Annotated in this window: 27 protein-coding genes; 16 read left to right on the top strand and 11 right to left on the bottom strand. The window is 52.1% G+C overall.

From position 1 onward, the window contains the following. Window positions 1-31: 31 nt before the first annotated feature. Complete coding sequence (locus CX650_RS11315; protein ID WP_101095877.1) at window positions 32-994, bottom strand: LysR family transcriptional regulator; 963 nt, start codon at window positions 992-994, stop codon at window positions 32-34. A gap of 335 nt (window positions 995-1,329) precedes the next feature. On the opposite strand from CX650_RS11315, the gene CX650_RS11310 reads away from it, so the two are divergent. Next, window positions 1,330-1,899 (top strand): hypothetical protein, encoded by a 570-nt coding sequence (locus CX650_RS11310; protein ID WP_226684838.1) that lies wholly within the window; start codon window positions 1,330-1,332, stop codon window positions 1,897-1,899. 48 nt (window positions 1,900-1,947) lie between these two features. Here the strand turns inward: CX650_RS11310 and CX650_RS11305 are convergent, their stop codons facing one another. The 5 genes from CX650_RS11305 to CX650_RS11280 all read right to left on the bottom strand — a co-directional run bounded on the left by CX650_RS11305 (window position 1,948) and on the right by CX650_RS11280 (window position 6,648). Further along, complete coding sequence (locus CX650_RS11305; RefSeq protein WP_039035833.1) at window positions 1,948-2,526, bottom strand: lipid-binding SYLF domain-containing protein; 579 nt, start codon at window positions 2,524-2,526, stop codon at window positions 1,948-1,950. Between the two features lie 192 nt (window positions 2,527-2,718). Then, window positions 2,719-4,779, bottom strand: coding sequence for a S9 family peptidase (locus CX650_RS11295; RefSeq protein ID WP_101095874.1), 2,061 nt, complete (start codon window positions 4,777-4,779; stop codon window positions 2,719-2,721). 68 nt (window positions 4,780-4,847) lie between these two features. Continuing rightward, window positions 4,848-5,705 carry a hypothetical protein gene (locus tag CX650_RS11290; RefSeq protein ID WP_071475640.1) on the bottom strand — a complete coding sequence of 286 codons (858 nt, stop codon included), beginning with the start codon at window positions 5,703-5,705 and terminating at the stop codon, window positions 4,848-4,850. Window positions 5,706-5,762: 57 nt separating this feature from the next. After that, the gene (locus CX650_RS11285; RefSeq protein ID WP_039035830.1) at window positions 5,763-6,149 is read right to left on the bottom strand and encodes a nitrous oxide-stimulated promoter family protein; all 387 of its coding nucleotides are present in this window, start codon (window positions 6,147-6,149) and stop codon (window positions 5,763-5,765) included. Between the two features lie 139 nt (window positions 6,150-6,288). Further along, a complete protein-coding gene (locus tag CX650_RS11280) occupies window positions 6,289-6,648 on the bottom strand; it encodes a DsrE/DsrF/TusD sulfur relay family protein (protein ID WP_039035829.1) in 360 nt (119 codons plus the stop codon). Window positions 6,649-6,918: 270 nt separating this feature from the next. On the opposite strand from CX650_RS11280, the gene CX650_RS11275 reads away from it, so the two are divergent. The 7 genes from CX650_RS11275 (at window position 6,919) to CX650_RS11245 (ending at window position 12,393) form a co-directional block, all read left to right on the top strand. Next, on the top strand, window positions 6,919-7,833 hold the full coding sequence (locus CX650_RS11275) for a hypothetical protein (protein ID WP_101095873.1): 915 nt from the start codon (window positions 6,919-6,921) through the stop codon (window positions 7,831-7,833). A gap of 118 nt (window positions 7,834-7,951) precedes the next feature. Further along, window positions 7,952-8,284 carry a hypothetical protein gene (locus CX650_RS11270; RefSeq protein ID WP_039035827.1) on the top strand — a complete coding sequence of 111 codons (333 nt, stop codon included), beginning with the start codon at window positions 7,952-7,954 and terminating at the stop codon, window positions 8,282-8,284. A 5-nt stretch (window positions 8,285-8,289) separates the two neighbouring features. After that, window positions 8,290-9,762, top strand: a complete 1,473-nt coding sequence (locus CX650_RS11265) for a protein adenylyltransferase SelO (protein ID WP_101095872.1) — start codon at window positions 8,290-8,292, stop codon at window positions 9,760-9,762. Between the two features lie 64 nt (window positions 9,763-9,826). Next, complete coding sequence (locus CX650_RS11260) at window positions 9,827-10,072, top strand: DUF3630 family protein (protein ID WP_373297557.1); 246 nt, start codon at window positions 9,827-9,829, stop codon at window positions 10,070-10,072. Next, complete coding sequence (locus CX650_RS11255) at window positions 10,069-11,070, top strand: serine/threonine protein kinase (RefSeq protein WP_071475645.1); 1,002 nt, start codon at window positions 10,069-10,071, stop codon at window positions 11,068-11,070. The genes CX650_RS11260 and CX650_RS11255 overlap by 4 nt, the downstream gene beginning before the upstream one ends. Window positions 11,071-11,217: 147 nt before the next feature. Then, entirely contained in the window at window positions 11,218-11,829 is a 612-nt protein-coding gene (locus tag CX650_RS11250; RefSeq protein WP_071475646.1) for a thiol:disulfide interchange protein DsbA/DsbL, read from the top strand. Window positions 11,830-12,180: 351 nt separating this feature from the next. Further along, window positions 12,181-12,393 carry a DUF1107 domain-containing protein gene (locus tag CX650_RS11245; RefSeq protein WP_025010850.1) on the top strand — a complete coding sequence of 71 codons (213 nt, stop codon included), beginning with the start codon at window positions 12,181-12,183 and terminating at the stop codon, window positions 12,391-12,393. Between the two features lie 2 nt (window positions 12,394-12,395). Here CX650_RS11245 and zapB read toward each other — a convergent pair whose 3' ends face one another. Beyond that, on the bottom strand, window positions 12,396-12,599 hold the full coding sequence (gene zapB / locus CX650_RS11240; RefSeq protein WP_025010851.1) for a cell division protein ZapB: 204 nt from the start codon (window positions 12,597-12,599) through the stop codon (window positions 12,396-12,398). Window positions 12,600-12,801: 202 nt separating this feature from the next. Between zapB and CX650_RS11235 the strand changes: the two genes are divergently transcribed. Beyond that, window positions 12,802-13,149, top strand: coding sequence for a RidA family protein (locus CX650_RS11235; RefSeq protein ID WP_039035822.1), 348 nt, complete (start codon window positions 12,802-12,804; stop codon window positions 13,147-13,149). On the opposite strand, the gene CX650_RS11230 is transcribed toward CX650_RS11235, so the two are convergent. Next, complete coding sequence (locus CX650_RS11230; protein WP_039035821.1) at window positions 13,146-13,424, bottom strand: Rho-binding antiterminator; 279 nt, start codon at window positions 13,422-13,424, stop codon at window positions 13,146-13,148. The two genes, CX650_RS11235 and CX650_RS11230, sit on opposite strands and share 4 nt — an antisense overlap. Window positions 13,425-13,921: 497 nt before the next feature. Between CX650_RS11230 and CX650_RS20420 the strand changes: the two genes are divergently transcribed. From CX650_RS20420 to CX650_RS11220, 3 genes are read left to right on the top strand one after another with little or no spacing between them, the layout of a single operon-like run. Then, complete coding sequence (locus CX650_RS20420; protein ID WP_143078368.1) at window positions 13,922-14,131, top strand: hypothetical protein; 210 nt, start codon at window positions 13,922-13,924, stop codon at window positions 14,129-14,131. After that, window positions 14,103-14,711 carry a HipA domain-containing protein gene (locus CX650_RS11225; protein ID WP_229800106.1) on the top strand — a complete coding sequence of 203 codons (609 nt, stop codon included), beginning with the start codon at window positions 14,103-14,105 and terminating at the stop codon, window positions 14,709-14,711. The genes CX650_RS20420 and CX650_RS11225 overlap by 29 nt, the downstream gene beginning before the upstream one ends. Next, on the top strand, window positions 14,708-15,163 hold the full coding sequence (locus CX650_RS11220; RefSeq protein ID WP_039035248.1) for a helix-turn-helix transcriptional regulator: 456 nt from the start codon (window positions 14,708-14,710) through the stop codon (window positions 15,161-15,163). Before CX650_RS11225 ends, CX650_RS11220 begins: the two co-directional genes overlap by 4 nt. 247 nt (window positions 15,164-15,410) lie before the next feature. On the opposite strand, the gene fis is transcribed toward CX650_RS11220, so the two are convergent. From fis to prmA, 3 genes are all read right to left on the bottom strand, one after another. After that, window positions 15,411-15,716, bottom strand: a complete 306-nt coding sequence (gene fis, locus CX650_RS11215) for a DNA-binding transcriptional regulator Fis (protein WP_025011339.1) — start codon at window positions 15,714-15,716, stop codon at window positions 15,411-15,413. 14 nt (window positions 15,717-15,730) lie between these two features. Beyond that, on the bottom strand, window positions 15,731-16,702 hold the full coding sequence (dusB, locus tag CX650_RS11210) for a tRNA dihydrouridine synthase DusB (protein WP_039035247.1): 972 nt from the start codon (window positions 16,700-16,702) through the stop codon (window positions 15,731-15,733). Window positions 16,703-16,854: 152 nt separating this feature from the next. Then, window positions 16,855-17,736: a 50S ribosomal protein L11 methyltransferase gene (gene prmA, locus CX650_RS11205; RefSeq protein WP_071476002.1), complete on the bottom strand. Its 882-nt coding sequence runs from the start codon at window positions 17,734-17,736 to the stop codon at window positions 16,855-16,857. 351 nt (window positions 17,737-18,087) lie between these two features. Between prmA and CX650_RS11200 the strand changes: the two genes are divergently transcribed. The 4 genes from CX650_RS11200 to CX650_RS11185 all read left to right on the top strand — a co-directional run bounded on the left by CX650_RS11200 (window position 18,088) and on the right by CX650_RS11185 (window position 22,427). Next, a complete protein-coding gene (locus tag CX650_RS11200; protein WP_101095870.1) occupies window positions 18,088-18,813 on the top strand; it encodes a fumarate reductase cytochrome b subunit in 726 nt (241 codons plus the stop codon). Window positions 18,814-18,943: 130 nt separating this feature from the next. Continuing rightward, window positions 18,944-19,609, top strand: a complete 666-nt coding sequence (locus tag CX650_RS11195; RefSeq protein ID WP_039035245.1) for a fumarate reductase cytochrome b subunit — start codon at window positions 18,944-18,946, stop codon at window positions 19,607-19,609. Between the two features lie 65 nt (window positions 19,610-19,674). After that, a complete protein-coding gene (locus CX650_RS11190) occupies window positions 19,675-21,702 on the top strand; it encodes a fumarate reductase flavoprotein subunit (RefSeq protein WP_101095869.1) in 2,028 nt (675 codons plus the stop codon). Next, window positions 21,699-22,427, top strand: coding sequence for a fumarate reductase iron-sulfur subunit (locus tag CX650_RS11185; protein WP_028781383.1), 729 nt, complete (start codon window positions 21,699-21,701; stop codon window positions 22,425-22,427). The genes CX650_RS11190 and CX650_RS11185 overlap by 4 nt, the downstream gene beginning before the upstream one ends. The last annotated feature ends 187 nt before the right edge of the window (window positions 22,428-22,614 follow it).

Genomic DNA, 22,614 nt, shown 5'->3' with positions numbered 1-22,614 from the left:
GGATACCTCTTGTTTCACTTGTGATTTATCTCTATGTGGCCGCAGCCAAACGCCATTCTCGTTCCAATCCATACACGAGCTTTGATTTCACCCAGTTGAAAGCTGGGGAATTATTAATGTTTCCATAAAGGATATAATTGCCTACCGTACGATGTTCGCTACGAATTTCTTTTATATTTTCAATCATGTTGTCAGATAATCTTCGATAACTGACCCCAGGTAACATGTCGACAAACTTGCGAGTAAATTGATTGCAGCTGAGAGTGATATAGTCTGACTCGGCAAGGATTTGCATTGCAGTGGCGACACTGTCGGTGTAACCGGCAACATCCATTTGCAGGCCATTGTCCCGACATAGATTTACTAATAATGGACAAGTCAGGTCGTTGTAATTGTCGATTTCCAGCAGTGGATAGTGGGACAACTGCTCCAATGACATCGACTCAGCCAGCACTGGGTGGTCCTTTTTGGCCAGAATGTAGATGTCACCTGTTTCAGAGAAGATTTCATAGTTGAGTCTGGCATCATCGAAGCCTTCATAAACCACCACGAAATCGACGCCGCCACCAATGAGTTCATTGCTGCAGTCATGGCTGAGTGTACGAATATCGAACCGTAAGTTGGGTGCTTCTGGAAGAATGTAATTATTTATGACTTTATGAACAGCATAGACAAACTCATCATAGGCCCTGATAACAAAATGACCGCCGGATTGGCCGGGGGAAAATACAGAGTGTTGTCTTTCAAGCAACTGATATTGCTCGACTAGTAATTTGGCATGTGGGATTAATTCTTCGGTCTTTTGTGTAGGAATTAATCCATTTGATTTACGAACAAATAAAGAGTCCATAAATACATCACGTAGCGCATTTAGTGTTCTGGTGACGGCACAACTGGATATGCCCAATTCGGTCGCTGCCAAGTTTCCTTGGCCATGTTTATATACAGCTAGTAAAACTTTTAACTGGTTATAATTAAGGCTGTCAATTTTCATCTAACTGTCCCCACTCTGCAGAGACATTACTATGAATTCATTGTTAGGCTATTGCCAAGATTAAGATCACATTGAGAAATAGTTAATTATTTGAAACATGAATTGCTTCCTATTTTTAGTCAGGCGAAAAACCCTTATTTCCTCAAGTGAAATTAATGAAAGCCCGTTTTTATTCTCAGGGTGTGAATTTAATCAAGTAAAATAGTGAAAGAAATTCGGAAATGATTCGTTGTGACTTCGTGGCTTGCTTACTATGATGATTTGTTGTAGGGATTCAGTTTGGTTTCAAGCAGCCTCGTTATAGTCGTTCATTTAATCAAGAAGGAACAAGAATAATGAAACGATTGGGAATGATAGCAGCCTTGTTGTTGACAACGTCGGTACAGGGACAAGAATTGACTGCTGCCGAGCAGTTTTTTAACCAGTTATCCGGTTTGTGCGGTAAGGCTTACAGTGGTGAGCTGATCAAGGGAGGGAGTGTCGGCGATGGTTTCACGGGCCAGGAGTTGGTGATGCATGTGCGCCAATGTTCAGAGACCGAGATCCGTATTCCGCTGCATGTGGGAGAGGACAGATCCCGCACTTGGGTGATCAGCAAGACGGCCGATGGCCTCAGGCTCAAGCATGATCATCGTCATCAGGATGGCAGCGAAGATGCCGTGACTCAATATGGCGGTGACAGTCGCATTCCTGGAACTGAGTCCTGGCAGTCTTTTCCGGTTGATGAATTTTCGATTGCCAACTTCAAACAGCATGGTCTGACGCAGTCGGTCACCAATGTTTGGCATCTGGGGTTGGATCAGCAGAACTTCAGTTATCGCCTGACCCGGGAAAACCGAGACTTTCTGTTGCAATTCAATTTGAGCAATGAAGTGACGCCGCCACCGGCACCATGGGGACATTAATAAAAAGGGTTAATAGATGAGGCGACCTGAGTCGCCTCGTCAATGGGCTTATTGCGCTTCGAAGGTAAATGACTGCCCGGCAAGAGCGGCTTCTACCATGAGGCCACCCTTGGCGGCAGTAAATACCGCCATACCGTTGATATAAGCTGCCTTGGCAGCCTGACTGCCGCCAGACTGACCGGCACCGGCCGAATTACCTGTGGTACCTGCTTGGGCGTTGGCGCCGGCATTGATGGCTACGGCTGACGCCTGGGCGCCGAACTCAAAGCTGCCGCTGGTAAAGTCGCGGTAGGCCTGTGCATCCTTGAAGAAAATAATCTCACTGTAGGCCTGACCGCCAATTTGGAAGCCAATGGAAACCTGAGTCATGCTCGAGTCACCGGTATAGGCACCACCGCGATAGACGCGTCCCTTGCCGTAGGCCGCTCCGATACCAAGTCCCCCTTTCCCTATGGTAGGAAAAATTGCATAACCATAGGCAGAATCGAAGAATTTGTGGGTTTCGCTGGCTTGTTTGAAGGTAGCTATGGCGCTGCTGTAGCTGTCATTGGCACTGGCTGTTGGGACCAGTAGCAGGCTGCCTACCAGCGCAAAGAGGGTAAATAGGGTATTAGAAATGGTTTTCATGATGAACCTCCAAATTGAGAGTCTTGGGCTCCCGGTCAATGGGGCCTGGATACCTTTGGCTACTCTTGAGCTTACTTGTCCGGCAGCAAAAATACAGGGGGGGGAGGCTAAAAAAGCGCCTGCAATGGCGCTTTTTAGTGTGAATGTCAGCCAGAGTTCAGTTAACTCGGCTTCTATGACTGAGCCCTTAGGCTAGGGCAAGGGTTTGCCGAGAACATAATGTTCAAACCAGGCCTGATCCCAGTCCATCTTGGCTTGTCTGTGCTTATAGTGGCTCAAACCATGGCCTTCTCCTGGGTAGGTTATCAGCTCCACCGGCACATTCAGGTAATGTTTTAGGGCGCGGTATAACCCTTGGGCATGTCCTAAAGGCACCCGGGCGTCTTTCTCTCCAATATGGATAAGAGTTGGGGTCTTTATCTTGTCTGCATGTGTCAACGAAGAACCATGGGTATAGGCCTCAGGCTTTTCCCATGGCAAGCCTTGCATAAAGTTGACCACATGTCCTGGTGTATCTTCCAGCATCCATTGCAGGCGCTGATCGAATACTCCAGCCCCTGAGCTGGCGGCCTTGAATCTGTCGCTACTGGCGATAAGTGCATTGGTTAGATAGCCGCCGTTGCTCCAGCCCATGACGGCCAGCTTGTCGGCATCGACCAGGCCATCGGCGATGAGTTTGTCCACGCCGGCCATGATGTCGTTTACCTCAATCTCGTGTTCATGGCCCACAAGGTCAGTGAGGAACTTGTCGCCATAGCCTGTAGAGCCGCGGTAGTTGGGCGACAATAAGGCCCAGCCATTGGCGGCGAAAGTGGCACGGCCATAGGATTTGTGTTGCAGTGCAAACGGGGTGGCGGCAGTAGGGCCGCCGTGAATTTGCACGACAAGCGGTAGGGGGCCATCGGCTTTGCGGTAGCCGGGCGGTAATTCCAGTATGCCTTCAACCTGAGTGCCATCGGCGGCTTGCCACTTGATTATGCTCAGTTGTGGCAGTAGCCAGGAATCGGTTTGCGGATTGATATGGGTCAGACGCTTGGCCGGGGCTTTGCGCTTCTCGGCGTTGGCGATAAACAGATCGTAGAAGTGATCCAGGCCGTTATGACTGAACGCCAGTTGTTTGCCATTGTGACTGAAGCTGTAGCTGCCGATGACGGTATCATCTTGCAGCAGAGTTCGGGTGTTGCCCTGTTTCAGATCATTGATTTCGGTGCAGTAGAGACGTACCAGCGCATGATCGGCGCCGCGATAGCAGAGCTCTTCACTGCCCGGGCGCCAACCGATATCGCCGCCGCTGAGTGTCATATCGCCCTGACGCATAACACTCAAGGGTGCCTGCTTAGGTTGACTGGTATCACTGATAAACAGGTTGCCGGGATGACCGTCGAAGTCGATTCTGAAGGCGAGGCGGCGGTTGTCCTCGGCCCAACTCAATCCCAGTAACCAACCGTAAGGAGAAGGCGCCTGTTCACGCCAATACTTGTCTGCCAGAACCTGATTGGTGGCGTTTTTGATATCGAAGACTTCTACTTGGGACCCACCTTCCAGATTGACCAGTTCATTGTCTTCTGTGGTGATACGTGCCAGTTTATTGCCATCATGGCTGACGCTGAATTCCCAAACTACCTTGCCATCATCCAGCAGCAACTGCTTGCGAAAATGCTGTAGATCCAAGCGGTAAAGGGGGTTGGTATCGCGGCTGCCGTGACCATACTCAGGGCCTTGGTGAGCGGCGCGCATATTGGCCCAGGGATCTTTATCTGTCAGGGTTTTATAGGTCAGGAAATAGAGCTGACTGCCATCGTCACTCAGTTGGTAACTCTTGATGCCACCGGCCTCTTGGGTAACGGGAACGGCTTCGCCGCCATGAATCGCGAGGCGATAAATTTGCGCTTTCGCGTTGAAGGGGGCTGGCTGCTTGGCATCGCCGCGGCTGCTGAGGAAGTAGATATATTGGCCATCGGGACTCCAGCTGATAGCGCTCTCACTCTCGTTGCTGAAGGTCAGGCGTTTGCTTTGGCGGCTCTTGCTGTCGACCAGCCAGATGTCTTTCTGAGCCTTATCCAGATTTTTATCCCAGCGCGACTCCAACCAGGCGGCCATTTTGGCGTCTGGGCTGAGAGCGACCTGGCCCATGTTGGCTATCTCGAAAAAGTCCTGATTGGTTATTTTATGTTGCCGCTCAAGGGCGGAAACCTGGGTTCCCATACCGATAAGGCACAGGGCCAGCAGGCGGTAGCTGTTAGACAATCCCATCTCTGTTCCTTTGTTTTTGTTATTAAAAGCCGCATTAGATTAACGTAAAGGTCAGAGCCAGGGTGATGTTACTTATCTTTTTTTTCGCGCAGTATCTCATTGAGAAAATCCAGCTCTTCTTTATCGAGCGGCGGTTTGGGGACAGAGGTGCCCTGGGGGTGGAATTCACGTCCACGCAGATAGGCGGCGCGGGTGAGCTGATTGAGGCCGTAGATGGCCAACAGATAGAGGGTCAGTAGTAGCGCCAGTCTCGGGATTGCCTGCGCCACAACCGAAAATTGATCGCCGAGAAACAGAGTCAAGAGCACGGCAATATTGCGAACCAGCCAGTTCAGAATCAGCGCCAGAGTCAGCACCAGCAGCCCGTTGTTGCGTAGTTGTCGCAGTCGGTTTTCCTGTTGATCCAGCGTATGGTAGTAGTGCTGCATCAACTGTAACACCAATGCCAGATACAGGGTGGTTTGCAGTAACAGCAACAGCGGCAACAGCAGGGAACCCCAACTTAGTCGGGGTTGGTAACCCAGTAAGGCTACACCTGTGACCAGGCTGGGGTTGAATAGCCACAGCAACATCACCAGACACATAGCGAGTATGGATGGTAACAGGTGCTTGAGTGGCAATTTTGAATCCGCAGTTGGGCTTAGCTGTTGCTTCAGGTATTGATACAGTGCCGGCATCAATAGGAAGTACAGTGGCAGCAATAGCAGAAACAGTAGGTGAATAGGGGCCGGGGTATTGTCGCGGTTGAACAGGCCGGTAAAGAAATAGAGCGCCATCAAGGCAAAGATACCGGCGAGTAGCCGACGTTGGCTATGGCTGTCCTGATAGACAAAGCGTGCGTAGATGGATAACGCCAGGCAATGCAGGCCTCCAAGCAGCGATAGCCACCAGTAAGCTTGGGTAAAAATGTCGCTGAATGCAGTCATCTGGCCCCCTTAACGACATTCTTATATCAGCCACTTGAGGGGCGCAACAAAAAATAGTCAGTTTTTGCTGTTATGCATGCGTTTATGGCGGTTTGAGGCGTCCTTAGGTGGTTTGCCCGGTGCGGCTTTGCGCTCGCACCATAGGTGGCGCAGAGCCAGTATCGGATGACTCAGTAACATGCGTGGACCGGCGTAACGCATCACCTGACGCATCTGTTCTTTGGGTTCAGGTTTGTAGCAGTGTACCGGGCATTTATTGCAAGTAGGTTTGCTTTCACCGTAGGGGCAGCGGTCGAGACGGGTATGGGCATAGTCCATCAAGGCCTGACAGTCGGGGCAGAGGCTGCCATCGTCGCTTCTGGGATGGTGGTCACGGCAGTAGATCCACACCATGGCAGAAACAGTGCGGAATTCGGTCAGCAGTTTTCCTTGCAGCAGCTCCATAGCCTTACCTTAGTAAATTACTCAACTATGGCTATCTTAGTCCTGAGAAGGGGGCTGGTTCAAAATCAGTGGCAGGAATTATGAAGGTGCGCACAAAATGAAGCTTTGTGCGCACTCAAGGTTAAATTACAAGTTAACCCTAGATATGGATAACCTTGTCGGCTTCCAGAGTCCAGCGGCTTAAATCGCCGAGTGTACCAATGGCTGCGCCATCCAATAGCATATCTGCCACTACGCCGCGGGCCTCAACACAGGTCTTGCACAGCAGTAGAGGAACGCCTTGAGCAGTAAGGATTTCGAACATCTGCTGCAGGTTGTAGCTGAGATCCGGGGTATTCTGGCCTTTAACTGCCCCAAAGACAGCGTCTGACATTAGGAATAACTTGAGTTCCACTTCTGTCTGCTCCTGATCTTTCAACGCCAGGGCGATACGCAGAGTGTTAAACAATTTTTCTGTGCCATACGGGCCGGCGTGAGCGACTATCAGTAATTTTTGCATCTGAATCCTTGTTTGCCATTCTTGGGATCAAAACCCCTGGAGTGTACCAGTTTGTACCTACCTATGGCGCGCCAAGGGTCACAGACTGAGTTTCGATCGCAAAAAGCGCCGTAAACCGGGCAGAAAAAGCATAAATACTTGATTTATACTAAGACGATACTCTATTAATATCGGTTAAACTCTGTGCAGAGCGGGGTGGCTTTGGCTGATTGCCATTACCACAAAACAGGGCTGCCAGTCGGCCCGACACTCAAAAAATGGTGGACGAAGATGTTTAAAATCCTGGTCATAATCTTGTTGGTCGCAGCGGGTATTTTCCTCTACAACAGAGCGCAGCGTCTGGCAAAAGAGGAGCGTGATGAGGCGCTTAAGCTCAAAGATAGAGCTTCAGCCATGCCTCAGGCGCCACAGGCCGAGACAGCAAGCGAGACTCAAGAGGGGCACCAGAGTGTCGATTTGGACTTTGCCGAAATGAAGGAGCAAGCTGAATCCCAGCCATCGGCTGAGCAAGTGGTTACCGAGTCGCCTGAGCTTGAGTCTCAAACCGAAAATAGTGCGCCAGAGGTGGAAGTCGGCCGCGCCGAGGTCGAGACTGTCCTGCCAGAGCCAGAGCCAGAGCCAGAGCCAGAGCCAGAGCCAGAGCCAGAGCCAGAGCCAGAGCCAGAGCCAGAGCCAGAGCCAGAGCCAGAGCCAGAGCCAGAGCCAGAGCCAGAGCCAGAGCCAGAGCCAGAGCCAGAGCCAGAGCCAGAGCCAGAGCCAGAGCCAGCCAAGGCGGCTGCGCCGGATATCAGTTGGGGCAATATCACCCTCAAGCGGGCGATGGAACAGTATCAGGCCTCTGAAGGCGCCACCGAAGCACATGACGCTTTACTGGCCGTGATTGGCGAATGCTACAAGCAGCGGAAAAACAGCAAGTATCTGCAGTTGGGACAAGAGTACGATGGCGCATATAGTGCATTGTTTGCCGCCAGTCGGGAGAAAGTACTCAGCAAATCACCCAAGGCCGAGTTCAAGGGCACAGGGTTTATGCAACTCTCTACCCTGTGCAGCGATGCCGGCCGTTTCGATGCCGCCATTGCCCTGTGCAACAAGGCGATTGAATATGGGCTGCAAGATGGCACAGTGACGGGTTTTGAAGGTCGTATCAAGCGTATCGAAAAGGCCAGAGATAAAGCCTCTGCCTGAGTACAAAAGTCGATTCAATGTGTAGAATCAAGCAAGGAGGGCCGGGTTAACTGCCGTGTCACTCCTTCCCAAGCTAAGCGAGCCTGCGGGTTCGCTTTTTTATTGATGGAGAGCCGCAATGAAACCAGCGACTTTATGGGTTGCACTTACTTCGCTTTTGCTGCTGGCAGCCTGCAGCAAGCAGCCGCAATGGACTCTGTTTTACTATCCGGATACGGATATACAGCAGCCGAATAGAGATAAGTCGGACGTCGAGCCGCAAACGGCCGAGACGTTGGATCGTTACCACGCGATAGCCGGTTACTATCAAACTCTGCAGCAGTGTCAGGGCAAGGGCAGAGGTATGCAACACCTCAATGAAGGCAAGGGCAGTTTCGAGTGTGGTCACAACTGCCGTCTAGACGACAGGGATATGGTAATCTGTGACCAATGGCACACTAACGGCCCCTAAGGGACATGAAATTTAAACAGGATTACTTCACCCGCCTGGCGGGATTTTACCAGCAGGTATTGCCTTCTGGGCTACCTTCGCCCCATTGGTTGGCCTGGAGTGATGATGCGGCGGCGCTTTTGGGCTTGGCTGGTCCCAATGAAGCCTTGCTGCAGCAACTCGCCGGCAACCAGAGAATGCCGGGCGCCGAGTATTATGCCCAGGTTTACAGCGGACACCAGTTTGGCGGCTACAGTCCTAGATTGGGCGATGGCCGTTCGATCATTCTCGGTGAGGCTCTGGGGCCAGAAGGTGCCTGGGATCTGGCCTTGAAGGGGGCGGGACCCACGCCATACTCGCGTCACGGTGATGGCCGGGCGGTGATGCGTTCGGCGGTGCGTGAGTTTCTGGTGTCCGAGGCGCTGTATCATTTGGGCGTACCCACCACCAGAGCGCTGGCGGTGATCGGCTCTGAGCTGCCTGTGTGGCGCGAGTCGCTGGAAAAAGGAGCCATTACCGTACGCCTGGCCCGCAGTCATATACGTTTTGGCCACTTCGAGTATTTCTGTTACAGCGAAAAAGGGCAGGCCGACAAGCTCAAGCAGTTGCTCGATTTCACCCTCAGCCAGCATTATCCCCAACTCAGCCTGGACTATGAGGGTTATAAGGCCTGGTTTGCTTTGGTGGTACGTGATACCGCGCGCATGATCGCCCACTGGCAAGCGGTGGGCTTTGCCCACGGGGTGATGAATACCGATAATATGTCGATTCTCGGTGATAGCTTCGACTTTGGCCCCTTCGCCTTCCTCGATACCTTTAAGGAAGACTTTATCTGTAACCATTCAGATCCCGAAGGGCGTTATGCCTTTGGTCAGCAACCCGGCGTCGGCTTGTGGAACCTGCAACGTTTGGCGCAGGCGTTGACGCCTGTGCTGGCTTCCGATGACTTGATAGCCGCGCTCAATACTTATCAGCATGAATTGGTGCAGCAATATCTTGGCTTGATGCGCGCCAAGTTGGGGCTGGCCCCCTTGGCTGAAGATTTAAGCCTTGATGCCCGGCTGGAACAGGACAATAAAGACTTGGCGCTTATCGGCGCCTTTACCGGCTTGTTGGAACAAAATGCCTTGGACTACACCCAGAGCTTGCGCCGCTTCGGCGAGCTGGATCCCAAGGCAGAAAATAGCAGTCTGAGGGATGATTTTATCAATCGTCAGGGCTGGGATGATTGGCTGACCGATTATCGGCGCCGTATCGATTCAAGTCGGGAACTTGAGCTGTGGCAGGCCGATCGCCGGGCCCACAACCCCAAATATATTTTGCGCAATTATCTGGCTCAGGAAGCGATCATTGCCATCGAAGAGGAGGGCAATAGCCAGCCGCTTGAGCAGTTGTACCAGCTCCTCCGGCGTCCGTTCGATGAGCAGCCTGAGATGCAGGAGTTTGCCAAGCGACCACCGGATTGGGGGCAGGGGTTGATCATGTCCTGCAGTAGTTAAGGAATAGGATTAAAAGATGCAGTATCAAAATCTTAGCTTGGATTCAGAGCACAAAACCCTGTCGATGACGGCCGGGGTCGAGTTTGAAGCCTTCGACAGCTTTGCCGATCCTTTATGCCGGGCACTTGATGCCAAGGTGTTGGAGCGGCAATGGGGGGCAGATCGTCACCAATGGTTGCTGGATTTTGAAGGCAGCCTTTTGTGGCTCAACTATGAGTTCTACGGTGAGGTGTGCTGGTTGAGCTGCCAGAGTGAACAAGACTGGGAAGTGTTGGTATACCTGAAACATCTACTGGAGTCACAGGCATGACAGAAAAGCAGGCCACGGCGGCGTTTCATTATCGGGATCTTTCCCCTGAACTGATTTTGGATGCTATCGAAAGTCTAGCGATTTATCCGGAGACGGGGCTAACGCCACTCAACAGCTATGAAAACCGGGTCTATCAGTTTCGTTGCGATCGCGGCCAGAGGTATGTGGTTAAGTTCTATCGCCCCGAGCGTTGGACCGATGCCCAGATTTTGGAAGAGCATGAATTTACGTTCGAGCTGGCCGAAGCCGAGATCCCTATTGCCGCTCCTTTGGTGCTCAATGGCCGCAGTCTGCATCACTTCAAAGAGTGGCGTTTTGCGCTGTTTCCTTCCATAGGAGGTCGCAGCTTCGAGGTGGACAACCTGGATCAGATAGAGGGGGCAGGCCAGTTTATCGGCCGTTTGCACCAGTATTCCCGTGGCAGCCTGTTCAAGCAGCGCCTGAATCTGACACCGACAACCCTGGGGGCTCCGGCGCTGGAGCAATTGCAGCATACAGAGCTGCTTCCGAACGCGTTGCGGGATCAGTTGCTAGAGGCGGCGTTCAGCCTTTTCTCTGAGCTGCAGTTGCGCTGGCAGAGTATTGCATACCAGAGTATGCGCCTGCATGGCGATCTGCATCCCGGCAATATTCTCTGGACCCCCAATGGCCCCGGGTTTGTCGATCTCGACGATGCCTGCAACGGCCCTGCAGTGCAGGACCTGTGGATGATGTTATCCGGTGACAGGCAACAGCAAACGCTGCAGTTGGAAGTCTTACTGGAAGCCTACGAGGCTTTCTCCAACTTCGATACCAAAGAGCTGCAGTTGATAGAGCCACTCAGAGCACTGCGGATGCTGCATTACAACGCCTGGCTGGCCAAGCGCTGGGATGACCCCGCGTTTCCGCGTCACTTTCCCTGGTTTGCGACCGAAGAATACTGGCGACAGCAGTTGCAGGCCTTCAAAGAACAACGGCAGCGTCTGGATGAAGCGCCACTGAGTCTTATCCCCTATTGAGTGGTACTGAGACCCAAAGGTGATACCTGCAGAGGCTTGGATTTAACAAAAAGGGAACTCAGGGCTTGAGTTCGACTCAAAAAGAAGATTATGTTATTCAGCCACTCCAGCAGTGTTGGCTGAAATTTTAATAAACAAGGAACTCCAATGAAGAAAATCCTGATGTTGGCAGCGGCATTTTTGCTGCTTCCTCTGGCGGCCACAGCGGCCCAGTACAAAGAAGGCGTGCATTATACTGTGGTTAGTGAAGGCCCCGCCTCCGCCAAGCCTGAAATTACAGAGTTTTTCTCTTTTTACTGCCCCCATTGCTATAACTTTGAAAAGAACGTGATCCCCAAGTTGAAGGCGCGTTTGCCCGAAGGAGTCGCTTTTGAGCAAAACCATGTCGACTTTATCGGTCGCGAGATGGGTGTGGAGATGTCCCGTGCTTTCGCTACTGCCGAAGTGCTGAAGGTGTCCGACAAGATTAATCACGCCATGTTCAGTGCGATCCAGGACAAGAAGCAACACTTCACCAATCGTGATGACGTCAAGGCGCTCTTTGTGGCCAATGGTGTAGATCCCAAGCAGTTTGATTCTGCGGCCAACTCTTTTATGGTCAACAGCATGATGGCCAACATGAAGCGCAATACAGAAAACGCCAAGATCTCAGGTGTGCCTGCGCTGGTAGTGAATGGTAAGTATCGGGTTGAAACTGGTGCCATCAAGTCTTATGACGAGATGCTGGATATTGCTATCTACCTGACTCAGTTGAAGTAATTCGGTATATAGATACAAAAAAGGGGCCGACATGGCCCTTTTTTGTTACCCGGAAATACTGGTCGAAACCCCAAAAAAAACCGTACTCCTTGGTCGCAAGAAGTACGGATTAGAGCCATAAGGCTCAGTTTTTACCCTGAGTAACGGCATTACTTTAACAGTGCGTCAAAAAATTGGCAAGCGCTGGATTTTTGACTTCGTTTGCCGGGTATAGATGTATAACAGGAGAATTTTTATAACAAAGACTCCTACTTACGACTTTTGGATCATTTTACTGAATTGAGATGAAACCTTCTGCCGGGTTAGGAGGTCAAAACTTCGGGATCGGAAATCAACTAAAGGAGGTTTCTCGTGCGTGTATTTCCTGTCTATGCTCCCAAGCTGATTGTCAAACACGTAAGGATATTCTTGACCGGCGCCGTCTGGGTGAAAGATCTGGGAAGATTAGAGTTTGATAAGGGGCGCTTTTTGCTGCCGAGAAAAAGCCTGCCAAAGGTAAAGCAGGCTATCATGGAATTGAACGAACTCATTGAAACTCAGAATAGTCAAGCTAAAACCGTTTAGATTCAGTTGACTTCGTCGTTGAGCAGACCAACAAGGCCGGTAACTTTCTCGTTCCACGAGTTGAGATCTTGCTGAAGTTGTTGGTTTTGCTCTATCAGATGAGCATTTTTCTGCTTTTCTTCTTCCAGCTCCATTTTCAGAAGCTCAATATTTTCGAGCGCAGCCTGGATTTTGGTCTCCAGTTTGGACAGTAATTCTAGGCTCATACAGGAGTCCTTAAATAGTTGGGCGAATGAGATATTGATTCTATCAGTGCCACTGGCTTAAGGAATAGCTCTTATCTCCAAGTGTCCAAAAAATATGCGATAAAATTGGTTGTTTGATAGTTTTTTTCACTTATCTGAATCCCGGCTGTCCCAAGTGAGCTTTTGCCGGATAAAATAATAATTTTCGCCCCGGAACTAGCCGATGACAATTCAACGTATCGATACCAATCCACGCATGAGCAGCATAGTGATCCACAACAACACGGTTTATCTTTGTGGTCAGGTTGCCAAGGATAAGTTCGCCGATATTCAGCAACAAACCCGGACCATGCTCGAGGAAGTGGATGAGCTGCTCAAGCGGGCAGGCAGCGGTCGTGAACGGATCCTTTCAGCGACTATCTACCTGAAACAGATGAGTGATTATGATGCCATGAATGCCATCTGGGATGCCTGGTTACCGGCAGGGCATGCACCGGCCAGAGCTTGTGTGGAGGCCGCGATTGCCGAGCCCGAGTATCTGGTGGAAATTTCAGTTATCGCGGCGATTTAAATCTCACTGCCGGCCGAGGCAATCAGCACCCGGCCAAATTCAGCCCCTTCAAGCTCAGGAGTGATTGCCAGCAACTGATCCATACGAATGGCGCGGTTGCTGGTGGTCGTTTGTACCAGTAGCCACTCGCTCTTGTCGGGACGGGTCTCGGTGATCAGTGCCTTGCCATGTAGTATCTCGCCTTGTAGCAGTTCTATTTTCAGCGGATAACCGCGAATACAGGCCAACTCCAGGTAATCATAGTGGCCACAATCTATCGCTTGGTAAGGTTTCATATTTTAGTCTTTTAGTTTGAAGTTAAATAATAATCTTCCTGATAGAAGCTGGCACTAATCGGAATTAAGTCAATATCTAAGCAGAATGGTATAAAAGTAGCCTGATTTTTCACTTATACCAAAATAAGTTGCAGCAAATTGTGAAGTCAGGAATGAAACCGAATGGCAGCTTGGGGGGGCCAGAGGGGCAGGAAGAGGGGCAGGACAAGCACAGAGACTGTGCTCAATGCTGATGGTTCTTGGTTTGAGAGTGGGACTACCGCACCCGCCTCATGGGAAGGGTATCGGGCATCGCTTAATGGCATTTGTCTATTGATGTAAGCTTACTGTTGTTTATTGCTTATAAAAGCTTGGTATATCTTCTAGGCTAAAGTAGAGTTTGAGTAATTAGTTACTCATTAGTTGTCTTTTTTGGATTTAATGAGTATTTTGATACTCATAATTTCTTTGGGAGCGCTCATGGAACATTTAACCATTCAGGCTTTTATCAATAGCCAATGCTAGATATTGCAAAGCTCTCTTTTCCAAACAGCGAACAAGGTCATTATCGGCTTACCTCATTAGATTACGAGCAAGATTATGCCTTGGCAGAACTCAATAAAGACGACATGCATGCCGTTTCGATAAACCACCCTGTCAGCCTGTTTTTTGATGAGCCGGGGTGGCTTTGTTTCCTCGATGACATCATTGTGGCTGCCGCGTTTTGATATTTATTTCCATGAACTCGGCCTGCAGCGTTACGCGATGGAATCGGTTTACTCGATACTGGGTAAAGCTGCGGGAGTTAGCTTAGATCATGAGCAAACCATAAGAAGGCTTGTCCACAAGATCACTCATAGCCATATGGTCTTAGAGCAAGGTTATCAGTTTGATATTCAGGCTTTTGTGCTTGAGTGGGTTCAGAGAGACTTACTCAATATCCTATTTGGTAACAGTGATAACCACGGGCGTAATACCGCACTTCTTAAAGGTGATGGTTGGATAAAGCTTGCCCCTATCTATGACTTTGCACCAATGAAGGCTGATCCTGAAGGGGTGGCCAGAACCACAAAGTGGCAAGCACCGCTCGAAGTTGGGGGTGAGTATGACTTTCAAGGTATTGCCGATTCGTTGGCCGATTTGGTGCCTGCTCAAGAGTTAATGGCAGCATTAAAGCTCACCGCCCGGCAATGTCTTAACTTGAAGCAGCGCTTAATTGCGCGTGGTGTACCGGAACGGATTATCGATATGCCTGCGATTGGCTTTACTTATATCGAAGACAAGCTAACAAGGTGGGGATTGGTATGAGTGATAAAACATCTACCCTTGAGTCTGCTAAAGAGGCTATTGCTCGTCTTAGAGCTAATCGTCGGCAAGCTGGTGACGTTGCAATTGAAGCGTCAAAACGCCGGCTCTCACTAGGCGCTGAAGAGACTCATGCAAAGCAAACTCCTTCTCCCCAACGCGCTTCCAAGCATAGCGGGAGGGTGAGTACTGTTGAGAGACGTAAGGCCATCGAAGGCGTTACCCAAAGGCTATTACGCGGAGAACTTACTCAAGGGCAAGCTCTTAAAACTTTACGTATTGAGGTTTTAGGTCTAACCCAAGAGGAGTATGCAAATTTGGCTAAAGTGTCACGCAAGACCCTCTCTGACGTTGAGAACGATCGGGGTAGCTATAAGACTGATATTCTCGACCGATTGTTTAAACCCTTTGGCCTGAGAGTGGGGATTGTGCCTATCTCTACCGGCATCAAATAGCGACTATGGTTGTGCCTTTGTGGGGAGAATAAATACAGTTTCATACTGTATTTATTCTCGATTACCCGCTGGTTCCCTTGATCATTCGTTATCGAAGTGGTCGTTAGCATCCAGCTACTGCATAGTTTCTAGCTGGCCCTGATTGCTCCAGCTAGGAGCGTGTGTAACTCGGTGTATAACTAGAAGCAAAAAAGCCAGTCGTAGTGACTGGCTTTCTCTTTTAATACAAGCTCTTAATCCTTATGGATTAGTTCATGCCGTATTTTTTCAGCTTCTTGCGCAGTGTGCCGCGGTTGATGCCCAGCATATTGGCGGCGCGGGTCTGGTTGCCACGAGTGTGCTGCATAATGATATCAAGCAGAGGTGCTTCAACTTCGCATAGCACCATTTCATAAACTTCCTGGGCTTCTTGACCGTCCAACTGAGCGAAGAAGTTGCTGACAGCGCGCTTTACGGCGTCGCGCAGTAACTGGGGCTTGATGGTGCCGTTAGCGGTTTCGATTTTGCCTACGGTAAGCTGATGAGCTTCTGTGTGAGTTGTCTGATCAAACATTCGTATTCTGCTCTTTATTTATCTAGTACACATTCATCAAAAAAACGTTCCACCATGGAACATTGTTCTGCAGCGGTTTCCAGCCGGTTAAAGTCGGCACGGAACTGGCGCTGTTCTTCCTGGTCCAGGTACCATCCCATATGTTTTCTGGCGAAGCGGACGCCCTTTACTTCCCCATATAAATCATACAGTTTGGTTAGGTGTTCCAGCATCACTTGACGCTGCTCTGCCATCCCAATGGGCGCTAGCTTGCTACCTGTGTCCAGGTAATGCTGGATCTCTCTGAAAATCCAAGGCCTTCCCTGGGCACCCCGTCCTATCATCAGGGCATCGACACCTGTGTAATCCAGCACGAAACGCGCCTTCTCCGGACTATCGATGTCCCCGTTGGCGACAACAGGAATCGAGACATTCTGTTTGATCGCCTTGATGGTGTCGTACTCGGCATGACCCTTGTACATGCATTGGCGGGTGCGGCCATGAACCGCGAGCGCCGTAATGCCACTATCTTCGGCAATCCGGGCGATTTGAACACCATTTCTGTGTTCTGGGGCCCAGCCCGTGCGAATCTTCAGCGTTACCGGCACATCCACTGCGGCAACCACGGCATCCAGTATTTTCTTTACCAGTTCCGGCGATTGTAGCAGGGCAGAACCCGCGAGCTTTTTATTCACTTTTTTTGCCGGACAACCCATGTTGATATCTATGATTTGGGCGCCTTGCTCCACATTGTAGCGGGCGGCCCAAGCCATATTATCGGGGTCAGCCCCGGCAATTTGTACTGAGCGTATGCCTTCTTCACCCGAGTGCGTCATTCTCTGGCGGCTCTTGTCTGTGTCCCAAAGGTCGGGATTGGACGAAAGCATCTCTGACACTGCCATGGCTGCGCCATAACGGATACAGAGATTGCGGAAGGCCTGATCGGTGACACCTGCCATTGGTGCCACGATCAGCTGATTCTTCAGTTGATAGGGTCCAATCTGCATTTTACTGTTTCACCTTGCTCTTCAAAGGGGCGCTATAGTACGCCTTTTTGCCAGCGGTGAAAAGGTCAATAAATGACCTGAGCAAAACTTTTTTACTTGACTTTTGATTGGTTGGAAGTCAGCGCCAGTGCGCTCTGGCGCCGTCTTTAACGCTATTTGCGCACTCCTGTCAAGCGGCTCCAATCTTCTTTGTGAACCGCTTCGTCCATCTCGAACCATTGAGCGTAAAATTCGCGGATCTCTTCGGCTTGTTCCTGCAGTAAGCCGGACAGCGCCAATTTGCCACCCGGACGAACCAACTCGGCGATTAGGGGGGCCAGTTCCCGCAGCGGTCCTGCCAGAATATTGGCAACCAACACGTCGGCCTGAATATCTTTGGGTTGATCTTCAGGCAGGTAGAGGCTGAGTCTGTCATCCACGCCGTTGCGCTTGGCATTATCACGGGAGGCGTCTATCGCCTGGTAGTCTATGTCTATGCCTATGGCGTTGGTTGCACCCAGCTTGAGACCGGCGACCGCCAGAATGCCGGAACCGCAGCCGAAGTCGACCAGCTGTTTACCTTGCAGCTCCAGGCCATCGAGCCACTCCAGGCACAGGGCCGTTGTGGGATGTGTGCCTGTACCAAAGGCCAGGCCGGGATCCAGGATCACGTTGACGGCTTCTGGCTCCGGGATTTCACGCCAGCTGGGACAGATCCACAGACGCTTGCCGAACTGAATGGGGTGGAAGCTGTCCATCCATTCGCGGACCCAGTCTTTATCTTCTATCTGCTCTATCTTGTAGTTCAGCTTGCCTTCGAGGAAGGGTTGTTGCTTGAGCATCTCGACTGTGGGAGTCAGATCTGTGCCGGCATCGAACAGAGCGACCACCACAGTGTCGGCCCAAAGTGGGGTTTCTCCCAGTTTGGGCTCAAAAATCGGTGTATCTTTACCATCTTCAAAGGTGATGGAAACACTGCCTTCCTCCAGCAACAGGTCGCTGAGCGCTTCGGCGTGCTCGCTGCTGCTGTGGATGCGTAACTGGATCCAGGGCATGGAATCTTCTCTCGTGGGGGACAATAAAGCGCTATTGTAAGCCATAGGCTGCCGGCCTTGCCAGCACGCCGGGGTAAAGAGGACGGAGTGAAACCCGGTTTCAGCTTTGGCCCATCAGTGGCGCAATTTACGGTAATTATCTGTCTTTTTTGTTTCAAAATTTCAAATAAACGTTTGATTTATATTGGTTAATTGGTATTACCTCTGTTTTGCTGTAAGTGGTTTATTTGTGAGCATGATCAGATAATCCCCCACTTTCGATTGAGGCAGGTCACATTCAGACTCCTTGGTTGTTGGCGCAGTTTGGCTGTGAGTTATGTTGTAGATCCCAAGGATCTGTACCCAAAAAACATGCTGACAAAATATCACATCCCCGAGCGTTGGCTCGGTCATGCCAACAGCCACCACTGGTCGGCCAGAGCCGATCGCCTGCAGAGTGCCAGCGGCATTTTGCTGGGCATGTTTCTGTTGGCGCATCTTCACTTCGAATCCAGCATCATGCTGGGTAAAGAGGCTTTCTATAAGGTAGTGCAGGTGCTGGAAGGCGGTTGGTTCAGTGCCAGTGGTCACGGTTACCCACTGCTGACGCAACTCTTCTCTGTGTTCATTCTGCTGGTGGTGATACTGCATGCTGCCATGGCGCTCAGGCGCTTTCCGGCGCAGCTTGGCCAATGGCGGGCGCTGCGCAGCCACCTGCATCTGATCAAACACCGCGACAGCCACGCCTGGTTTTGGCAGTTGGCCACCGGCTTTATCCTGTTCTTCCTGGTGCCCATGCACCTGGTCACCATGATAGCCAATCCGGAAATCGGCCCCAATATGTCGGCCTACCGGGTTTGGCACGACAACACCTGGCTGCTGTATATCCTGCTGCTGCCTGCGGTGGTGATCCACGCCATGATAGGCCTGTATCGGGTGGCGGTGAAATGGGGCCTCAGCTTTAACCGCTCAGGCCTGAGGAAAATAGCCAAGCTATTGATTGTATACCTTATTGTGCTTGGTTTAGGCAGTTTGGTGACCTATATGCTGCTAGGTAATGATCTGAGCCTGCCGCTACAGCCGTTCGTTCCCGGTTAACTCAATATCAGTTAAAGGTAAATTAACCGGCAGAAGTTTGATCTGCCTCAGGGTTCGTTCGTCCTTTGTGATCCACATTGGTTTGACTATCTTTAAGCGGTTAAGCCATTGGATGACAGGGAGAATATGGATGATACGACTGAATGAGCGCTGGGGAGGCTGGTTGGATCTGGGGCAGAGTGCTTCAGGCGTGTTGTTGGCGCTGTTTTTGTGGACCCACCTGTTGCTGGTGTCTTCAATACTGCTGGGGGCGCCGGCAATGGAGTGGGTGGCCCGCAATATGGAGCTGAGTTTTCTCAGTGACGATGGCCACGGCTATCCCTGGGTGGTGAGTCTGATAGCCATAGCCGTTGCCGGGTTGGCGTTGCTGCACGTGCTGGTGGCTTTGCACAAGTTGCCTCTATCGCTCCGGCAGCAAAAGGTTCTGAAACAGCAACTAGTGCAAATTGATCATGGCGATACCCGCTTGTGGGTGTGGCAGGCCGCGACCGGAGTGGTGATTTTGCTGTTGCTTCCTGTGCATCTTTGGTTGGTGGGTTCGGCCCCGGAAACCATAGGGCCACAGGGCTCGGCCGACAGGATTTGGAACCAGTATGCCTGGGCCTTGTACCTGCCACTGCTGCTGACCGTGGAGTTACATGCCGCCATAGGACTGTACCGGGTGGCATTGAAATGGGGCGCAGCGCGGGATCTCAACAGCCGGGCGCGCCTTAGAAAAATTAAAACCATACTCAGTGTGGCGTTTATTGCCGTAGGTCTGGCGTCCTTGCTGGCCTTTTGGCCCCACGCGAGCTGAGTATCGATAACCCAAACAGATAGCTTTCGGGTAAACGGCATTGGGCCGTCCCATAAGGAGTGTGTGTGAAACTCATCTATACGGATTCGTTGGTTGTCGGCGCCGGATTGGCGGGGCTGCGGGTAGCCATCGCTTCCAAAGAGCGTGGCCTGGATACCCTGGTACTGTCGCTGATCCCTGCCAAGCGTTCTCACTCGGCCGCGGCCCAGGGCGGCATGCAGGCCAGTCTCGGCAATACCGTCAAGGGCATGGGCGACAGCGAAGATGTGCATTTTCAGGACACGGTCAAAGGCTCAGACTGGGGCTGCGATCAGCAGGTGGCGCGAATGTTCGCCCACTGTGCTCCCAAGGCGGTACGTGAGCTGGCCAACTGGGGCGTACCCTGGACCAGGGTGACTGCCGGGCCGCGTCAAGTTGTGGTCAATGCCGAAAAGGTGACTCTGGAAGAAGCCGCCGAAGCTCACGGGCTGATCAACGCCCGCGACTTTGGCGGTACCAAGAAATGGCGCACCTGTTACACCGCCGATGGTACCGGCCACTCGCTGCTGTATGCGGTGGACAACAAGGCGATCTCCATGGATATCCCGGTGCATGAGCGGGTCGAGGCGCTGAAACTCATCCACGACGGCAGCCGCTGCCATGGGGTTATTGCCCGCTGTTTGATCACAGGTGAACTCAGGGCCTATATCGCCCGGGCCACCACCATAGCCACAGGCGGCTATGGCCGTATCTATGAGGTGTCCACCAATGCGGTGATCTGTGAGGGGATAGGCCAGGCGCTGGCGCTGGAAACCGGGGTGGCGACCCTTGGCAATATGGAAGCCGTGCAGTTCCACCCCACAGCCATAGTGCCCGTTGGCATTCTAACCACAGAGGGCTGCCGTGGAGACGGTGGCTTGCTGCGGGATAAAGACGGCTACCGCTTTATGCCCGACTATGAGCCGGAAAAGAAAGAGCTGGCCTCCCGTGACGTGGTATCACGGCGGATGACAGAACATATGCGTAAGGGCAAGGGAGTCGACAGCCCCTATGGCCCGCACCTGTGGCTGGATATCACCCTGCTGGGGCGCAAACATGTGGAAACCAACCTGCGGGAAGTCAAAGAGATCTGCGAGAACTTCCTCGGCATAGATCCGGCCGAAGAGTGGATCCCGGTGCGGCCGACCCAACACTATTCCATGGGCGGTATTCGCACCAATCACACAGGAGAGAGCCCGCAGCTCAAGGGGCTGTTCAGTGTCGGTGAGGCGGCCTGTTGGGACATGCATGGCTTTAACCGTCTGGGCGGTAATTCGCTGGCGGAAACCGTGGTCGGCGGCATGATCATAGGCAAATATGTGGCCGACTTCTGCGAGCAGGAGGAGCTGGTGCTGGATACGGCGCTGGTGCAGCGTTTCCGTGATGAGCTCAACCAGGAAATAGACGAGCTGCTGGCTCGGGAGCAGGGCGAGAGCCCGTTTGAGCTCAAGCGCCTGATGCAAAGAGTGATGATGGACTATGTCGGCATCTTCCGTAACGGCCCAGAGCTGGAAAAGGCGGTGGCCGAACTCAAGGATTTGCTGGCTCGCTCGCGCAATATTGTTGTCACCTGCAAGAAGCGCCACGCCAACCCCGAGTTGGTCGAGGCCTTACGGGTCAGGCGTATGCTTAAGGTGGCACTGACAGTTGCCTGCGGCGCCCTGGCGCGCACCGAGAGCCGTGGCGCCCATGCCCGCGAGGATTACCCGCAGCGTAACGACAAAGACTGGCTCAGCCGTACCCTGGCCAGTTGGCCGGACGCCGACGCGCTGGAGCCTGTGCTCAGCTACGAGGCGCTGGATGTGATGCAGATGGAACTGCCGCCCGGCTATCGCGGCTATGGTGCCGACAATGCCATTGCCCATCCGGATACCGCCAAACGCGAGCAGGAGATTGCTGCCATTCTCGCGTCTTTGGGGCCGGATGCCGGCGCTGAAGACAAGCAGCGGGCGCTGATGCCGTTCGAACTGCCGGAAAGCCTGCGCCCCGGCAACGAGCGCCTGAGCGACCGTCTGGCTTGCCCACAGACTTCAACCCCTTCTCAGCCTAACCCTGCCGGAGATGACAACGCATGAGTGGCCGCACTTTAACCTTCAGGATCTTCCGTTACGACCCACAGCAAGCGGGAGACAAGCCACAAATGGTGGACTATCAGCTGCAAGAAACCCCGGGGATGACGGTATTTATCGCCCTCAATCGCCTCAGGGAGGAGCAGGACCCATCGTTGCAGTTCGACTTTGTCTGTCGCGCCGGGATTTGCGGCAGCTGCGCCATGGTGATCAACGGCTTTCCTACCTTGGCTTGCCGCACCTTGACCGCCAAATATCCAGATGGACTGATCACCCTGATGCCGCTGCCAGGCTTTGAGCTGATAGGGGATCTGTCGGTCAACACAGGCAAGTTTATGCGTGAGCTGGCTGAAAGGCTCAAGCTGTGGCTGCACCCCAAGCCGGATCAGCAGGATATCCACCATCTGGAAGCCCCGATGGACCCGGAGGAAGCCGCCAGACTCTATGAACTGGAGCGCTGTGTGGAGTGCGGTGTCTGTGTCTCGGCCTGCGCCACCAAGCAGATGCGCGACACCTTTGTCGGCGCCGTCGGCATGATGAAAATCGCCCGCTTCGAGCTGGATAGCCGCGATGCCCGCAGCGCCGAGGACTTCTACCATGTGATAGGCAATCAGGATGGGGTTTTCGGTTGTATGACCCTGCTGGGATGTCAGGACAACTGTCCTAAAGACTTGCCCCATATGCAGCAGATAGCCTACCTGCGCCGCAAGATGGCCAGTACCTTGCTTTAAAGTGATTAAGCATTCAGAAAACTAAGCCTTCAGGGAACTATGCCTTCAGAGAACTAAGCCCTCAAAGAGCTAAGCTGAGGTTCAAACAGAAAAGCCCGGAATTTTCCGCAACGTAGTTCACTTAAGCGGAGCTGCCTTGTGATTAACAGGATATCGGGTCTTTGATATTTTTACCGCCCTAGGCCGA

The organism is Shewanella indica, assembly GCF_002836975.1.
Classification (GTDB): domain Bacteria; phylum Pseudomonadota; class Gammaproteobacteria; order Enterobacterales; family Shewanellaceae; genus Shewanella; species Shewanella indica.
Note: the sequence above shows the minus strand (reverse complement) of the source record. Positions and strands in the feature narration are given on the sequence as shown.